This window comes from Pseudoalteromonas sp. S1650 (assembly GCF_005887195.1).
Classification (GTDB): Bacteria; Pseudomonadota; Gammaproteobacteria; order Enterobacterales; family Alteromonadaceae; genus Pseudoalteromonas; species Pseudoalteromonas simplex.
Genome location: NZ_PNDF01000079.1, coordinates 1 through 7,073 on the forward strand (window position 1 = coordinate 1; position 7,073 = coordinate 7,073).

4 protein-coding genes are annotated in these 7,073 nt (G+C 39.7%); 1 reads left to right on the plus strand and 3 read right to left on the minus strand.

The features are described 5' to 3' along the window. Positions 1-171: 171 nt before the first annotated feature. On the plus strand, positions 172-1,569 hold the full coding sequence (locus CWB80_RS19310) for an MBL fold metallo-hydrolase RNA specificity domain-containing protein (RefSeq protein ID WP_138602520.1): 1,398 nt from the start codon (positions 172-174) through the stop codon (positions 1,567-1,569). Between the two features lie 72 nt (positions 1,570-1,641). Here the strand turns inward: CWB80_RS19310 and CWB80_RS19315 are convergent, their stop codons facing one another. From CWB80_RS19315 to galU, 3 genes are all read right to left on the minus strand, one after another. Continuing rightward, complete coding sequence (locus CWB80_RS19315; RefSeq protein ID WP_138602522.1) at positions 1,642-3,264, minus strand: hypothetical protein; 1,623 nt, start codon at positions 3,262-3,264, stop codon at positions 1,642-1,644. Positions 3,265-3,473: 209 nt separating this feature from the next. Then, complete coding sequence (locus tag CWB80_RS19320; protein WP_138602524.1) at positions 3,474-5,618, minus strand: YjbH domain-containing protein; 2,145 nt, start codon at positions 5,616-5,618, stop codon at positions 3,474-3,476. Positions 5,619-5,796: 178 nt separating this feature from the next. After that, on the minus strand, positions 5,797-6,705 hold the full coding sequence (gene galU, locus CWB80_RS19325) for a UTP--glucose-1-phosphate uridylyltransferase GalU (RefSeq protein WP_138602526.1): 909 nt from the start codon (positions 6,703-6,705) through the stop codon (positions 5,797-5,799). Positions 6,706-7,073 lie beyond the last annotated feature (368 nt).

Genomic DNA, 7,073 nt, shown 5'->3' on the forward strand with positions numbered 1-7,073 from the left:
TCGCTGAAGAGGAAGAAAAAATGATCCTGTGGTTCCCTCATTTTCTTCTAATTCGATCCTCTTTGTGAAATAAACCTTCAACGAAATAAACTTCACGCCTTCAAATATGCCCCCATTGCCCTAAGAGTTATTTACCTCTATGCTGAAATTAGCTTCAAAAAGGAGAATATTATGCATATAAAACACCACGGAGCGGTGAAAGGCGTAACTGGGTCTTGCCACCAGCTATTTATAGATGACACAAATTCTGTACTTGTTGATTGTGGGCTATTTCAAGGGGAAGACAGTAAACAAGATCTAGCAATTGATTTTGATATCTCAACAGTTAAAGCGCTGATTGTTACACATTGCCATATAGACCATGTTGGCCGCATACCCTACTTACTTGCCGCAGGTTTTAAAGGCCCAATTTATACCTCGATTGCCACCGCAAAACTCTTACCTATGGTGATTGAAGATGCCTTAAAAGTAGGTGTAACTCGCGATGAAGCGGTGATCCGCACCTGCTTAAAGTTACTAAAACAGCAAATTATCTCTCTCGATTATAATACATGGTACTGCATTCCCGTAGGAGTTGGCTTAAGCCCCGAAAAAGCAACCTCAAGCAATCAAAACTCTTTATATAAAATTCGCCTGCAACGTGCTGGGCACATTTTAGGCTCTGCCTATATTGAAATTGAACTGGGTAAAAGACCAAACACGCATAGAGTGGTATTTTCAGGTGATTTAGGTGCGCCTTACACACCATTGTTACCGACGCCAAAACCACCCTACCGTGCCGATACATTAGTTATTGAGTCCACCTATGGTGATAAAAACCATCAAGGCCGCAAAGAGCGCGTAGCCGTGCTTAAAAAAGTTATTGAGCGCGCCATAAGTGATAATGGCGTGGTACTCATACCGGCTTTTAGTATTGGCCGCACACAAGAATTGCTGTATGAATTTGAACAGCTTATTCACTCTGCACGTAAGCGCTCTATGTGGCATAAGCTGCAAATTATTGTTGATTCACCAATGGCAGCCAATTTCACAAATGAGTATTTACACTTTAAAGCGCTGTGGGATAACGAAGCAAAAAAGCGCGTAAAACAAGGCCGCCACCCGCTCGACTTTAAACAACTACACACTATTGATAGCCACCAAGAACACCTTGCATTAATAAACTTTTTAGCCTCGAAACAGCAGCCCGCAATAATCATAGCTGCCAGCGGAATGTGTAATGGCGGCAGAATAGTTAATTATCTAGAACGGTTTTTACCAGACAAAACAACCGATGTCATTTTTGTTGGCTACCAAGGGCAAGGAACCTTAGGCCGAGATATTCAAAAATATGGCCCACGCGGCGGATACGTCTTTATCGATAATAAAAAGGTGATGATTAAAGCACAAGTTCATACCATTAGCGGTTACAGCGCCCACGCAGATCAAAAAGGGTTAATAAATTTCGTTACTGGCATACGCAAAAAGCCAAGTTTAATTAAAATTGTTCACGGAGACGAGCAAGCCAAACAAGCATTGGCAAATGAGCTTTGTACAAGATTAGCAACAGCAACAATTAAAATTCCGTAATGCACATAAAAAAAGCCGCATAAATGCGGCTTTCAGATTTAATCCCTATTTAGGAACTAACAAAAATGGTTACTAACCACCAGTGCCACCAGTAGAACCAGTACCACCTGAACCAGTTACTTCAGGACAAGTGAATTCAAAGTTTTGAGTTAAATCATCACCTGTCACAGCATCAAGCGAAATTGTGTTTGAACCTTCTAGAGGTAAACCACGGAAGTTAACAGTAACTTCGTAATCTTCGCCTTCGCGTAGGTTAGTAAGCTGGAAGTTACCATCTGCATCTTTAAGCGCAGTACGTACAGCTTTACCATCACGCTTATAACGTACAGCAGAGTTAGTTACATCTACCGCTACGTCTGAGTCGTTAGCACATGAGCCAGTAATAGTTAAAGTTTTATTAACTAGAGTGTAAGGAGCTGCTAGGGCAAAGTCATTAACTGTACCACAAACTGCTACTTCGCCATCTGTTTCACCCCAGATAGCGCCGTCTCGGTCAAACACTACTACTGTTGCAGTAGCTTCAGAAGAGATGCCGTAACGCTTTAAGAAACCAGGAGGAACAACACGAGAAGTGCTACCAGCACCAACTCGAGACCATAAGAAACCATCAGCTGAGTACGCAGCAAGTGTTAAACCACCAGCAGGTACTGCATCACCAGTAAAGTTAACAGTTAAACCATCAGTACATACAGGAACAGACTTATTAACAGAGAACCAAGTTAAGTGGTCTGTTTCAAAGCTAACAGTACCCGTACCTTTAGTTACTGGGAACGTTTCTGGCATCCAGATACCAGTTTCTTCATCTAAAGAGCTAACGCTTAGTACTTCACCAGCATCTAGATCAGCCGGAGCCGCTAGAGTCACGTTTAATGTATCACCAGCGAACTTTTTAACGCTTGTGCCATCAACACTTAATGTAACGTTTGCTAAAGAAACAGGCACTGCAATATTAGCACTGCTGTCATCGCTATTTAGACCTTCTGGTAAAACTAAGCTTTTAGTTTCAGTTGAAGGGTCAGTACCCAATACATTTAATGCTACTTCAGCACCTGTAACAGGTTGACCATCAGCGTCTTGTAAAGTAATACCTGTTGGCAATGTAGCAGAAGCTAAAGATGAACCTTCAGCAGATGCATCAGCTACAATTTCAGCTGTTGTAGTAGAGCCTGTAATGTCTGATGAAGTTGTAGTTGTAGATGCAAGACCTTCTTCGTCAGTAGGTGTTAGTAAAAATTGTGCAACTAATACGTCGTTATCGTCTTCGTTAGAAAGATCTAAGCTAAATGCTTTAGTAACAAAGCCTGGAGCTGAAACGATAGCTGTAACGCTGTCTGTTGAAGAACCACTTTTACGAGTAACAAGGAAGCTACCTTCATCGCCAACATCTAAAGTTTGAACTTGATTACCTTCAACATCAACGATGTTAGTTGAAAGAACGCCTGATTCTAAAAATTTGATTGTTGCATCACCGATAACGTCAAATTCGTCATCATCGTTTGATTGAACAACAGAACCACTTACAACAAATGTAAGTGCCGCTGGAGTTTCTGGTGCAACGACAACAACACCACCATCGCCACCATCACCACCGTCATCTGGTACTGGTTTATTGTTATCATCATCGCTAAAACAACCTGTTAAAGCGAAAGCCGATGCTACTGATAACGCTAGTAGCGATTTTTTGTTAGTAAACATAGGGAGTCCTTCTATTCCTTTATCAACATTTGTAAATGAATTTACTCATTTTATAAAATAGTAGCGCGAACTTCCAAAAAGTATAGTCAGCACCATAATTTTTTTACAAATTAAAAACGAGGCATTAAAGCTCTTAAATTATCTAAAACACCTCATCAATAATATAGCTAAATTACCTAATTGTACAATACTTAACCCAACATAAATTGTTACCGATAAGTTAAATATGCCTCTTTTAATCTTGCAAGATTTTGGTATACATAATCACTAGACATACGCCCCTGATTAAGGAACGTACGGTAGGTGCTTATTGCACTTCCTGGAATAAAGCCTTGACTGAACACTAAACGGTTAGTGCTTTCACCAATCTCAGTACTCGCTGTATGCCTGTAAGATTCAGTGCCTTTAATTTGCCCAAATTTATAAGCTTTCATATCTTTTCGTGGTGAAAGTGGAATACTAAATGCCAAACCTGCTTTAGTCGTATTTGTATCTTCGTAATATACAGCTAAGTAGCTGTCACCAAACCAAAAACGGCTTTCTAGTTTATAGCCAGAATCTTCATACCAATAATTACCTGCTTGAGCATGTAAGGTAATCTCTTGCTCAACCCAGTTATATTGGTAGTTTAGGGCTTGGAATGTTTTGCTGCCGCGATAATCTTCGTATTTATACGAACCCAACTGAGCACTAATTCTGTGACGTCCTTCAGCACTCAGCCAAGTTGTTTCGTTAGTGATACCTGTTAAATCGTAGCGCTCTTTTATAAAGCCAACTTGCGTTTGGTTATAAAAACCGAATGGCAGCTTAAATGTTTGGTAGAACATAGCTCTATCAAATTCAGTTTCTTGACGATAACGCCTAAATGGTCCTCGCTCATCATAGTCGTCACTATTTTCAACATTAACTTGTCCACCTAAAATAACACCCGCACCTTTCCAAAGAGGCACATCGACATCCGCTCTAATTGCAATAGAGTAGTCAAATACACCTAACTCAGTAGCGTACGTATTACTAATAGCAGGGCTTAAAGTTACACGCGGTTTAAAGTAAGGGCTCGCCTGCGCTTTACCAGCCCATGTAACACCCTCGGGAATAACGGCTTTGTCTTGTTGAACATTTAAGTCAGGGCTAACGCCCTTTTCAATAAACAAACGATAATTGTCGATGTTGCCGCTAATTGCTAGTAATGGGATATCAGTTTTCGAAAGCTGAACGCTATAATGAGTATTTTCATTAACTATATTTTCGGCGATGCGACCAAGTACTACACCAATAGCGTCAATGTCGTTGCGATTAAACACTGAGTTTTCAAAGTTAACAAATACGGTAGTTGAGTTGTAACCAACAACCACGTTTTCAAAACCATCATTAATGAGCGCATCTTTCAATGTAATTGCTTGTTTGCTTAAGCTAGAACTAACAACTTTTTGTGAATTTTGTGTTTGGCTTTGCTCAGCACTAGTAACGGTTAACGCATCAGGCTGTTCAGCTAGCTTGGGCGCTACTGACGTTTGAATAAAGCCTAAACCATAATCGTTTACTTTAGCCGCAGGTGTATTGCTTGTTGGGGCTACATAAGGTGCAGGTTTTACAGGCTCATAATTAGTTTTAGCTTCATCAGATAATGGCAGGGTAAAATTTACCCCCCAATAGGTGTCTTTATCTTCAGAAAAATCAGTACTGCTGTAAAAACGGCTAGTAAAGGTTATTTCACCAATATCATATAGCCACTTTTTAGGAATCGTTATACGTGCTGCTGCATTTACAGCTTCGGCATCATATTCGGTGAGTAAGCTAAACCACTCAAGCGGTTGCCACTCAATACCAGCAAATGCGCCATCCATTTCACCAGTAAGTCTGTCACTTGAACCTAGGCCGGCACTAAAACGAAAATCCCATAATTCTTTTGAGGCCACTGCATAAAACGTTTTATAGTTGTTAGCGGCACCACCTATATCTTTAGCACCTATAGCTACACTAAACCAGTCTTTAGGTATATAAGGTAGCTGATATTTTGCGTTGAACGATAAATCTCGGGTTTGCCCACGGCCTTCGCTATAAAACAAATTATCGTGTATTGAGTTAGAGGATATTTGCCCACTAACTTCAAGACCTTCAAATAACCCTGCAGAGAATATAAAGTTATGGCCATCTAAATATCGCTGCCCTTTAAAATCTAATAAATTGTTATAGCCTATATCAACACTACCAGAGCTGAGCGCTTCTGCATTCGGAGTGTTTATCAACCCTGTATAACCAGAAAAAGACTGGTGGCTTTTTATTTCGTCGGCGGCTATTGGCAAGCTAAGTGCGGCGGCACAGCTTAAAAACAATAAATTCAATTTTGGCATTAGGAAATCCGAGTTAAAGTTATAAGTTCCTTCATTGTTTTAAATATAACATCAGAAAACAAAAACAAGAAGCTATCAGCCAAACTAAACCTTTAGGGTCAAAAATAAATTGCTATGTTAAAACTAAAAAGGGTAAGAATTTACTTCTTACCCTTTTTTAAATATTTAGCTTTAAAAGTTATACCGCTTTTAAATGCCTTGTGTTTGGCGTAACCATTTCTGTTACAAAGTCTGTAAACTCTGCGCCAAGTTTTTCATCGCGCATACTGTACTCTACGATTGCTTTTAAATAACCTAGCTTGTCGCCACAATCATGAGCACAACCGCTCATGTGAAATGCTTCAACAATTTCATGTTTCATTAACTCATCGATTGCGTCAGTTAATTGAATTTCGCCACCTGCACCAGCAGGAGTATTAGCTAGCAGTGGCCAAATTGCTTTAGATAAAACATAACGACCAACTACCGCTAAGTTAGAAGGAGCCTCTTCTGCTTTAGGTTTTTCAACCATGGTTTTAATAGGTGCACTTTCGCCTGCATTAATTTTAACGCCACCAATATCAGCAATACCATATTTATGAACACTTTCTTGTGGTACTGGCTCAAGCATAATTTGACTTGCTTTAACCTCGTTAAAGCGTTTTATCATTGCGGCAACGTTTTCGGTTTTTTGATCAGCAGTATAGCTATCTAAAATAACATCGGGCAACACTACAACAAAGTCGTCATCACCTACAATTGGTTTAGCACACATTACCGCGTGACCCAATCCTTTAGCCTCGCCTTGTCGAACATGCATAATAGTTACATCGTCTGGACAGATTGAGCGAACTTCTTCTAGAAGAGTACGCTTTACGCGCTTTTCAAGCGTTGCTTCTAGCTCAAAGCTGGTATCAAAATGGTTTTCGATCGCATTTTTGGAGCTATGGGTAACCAATACAACTTCTTTAATTCCGGCCGCTACACACTCATTAACAATGTATTGAATAAGCGGTTTGTCAACTAAAGGCAGCATTTCTTTAGGAATTGCTTTAGTCATAGGTAACATGCGAGTACCAAGGCCCGCAACAGGAATAACAGCTTTCATAATTAGTCCCTTATTTAATAATTTAATCTACAATAATACCAAACTAACAGTATTAAAGTAGATACAAGCTGAATGGTTTATAATTTAGCTTTTCGTTAAAAACGAATGTTCAGAAGAGATAATGAGACGCAGAGCTTTAGAGTGAAGCAAAGTATTTTTGGTTTACTCTTTTACTTCTCATTCACTTCTCTTTGTGCAAATATTTTCGCGCGAAATAAATTTCACGCCTACATCAAAGACATTTTATTGCACAAAGAGGATAAGAGGCGCTGCGCTAAAGAGAAAACCATTAAGTTTTTCCTCATTTACTCTCACTTTCTTCTCTTTGTGAATACGCTTTCGCGCGAAATAAATTTCACGCCTTCATC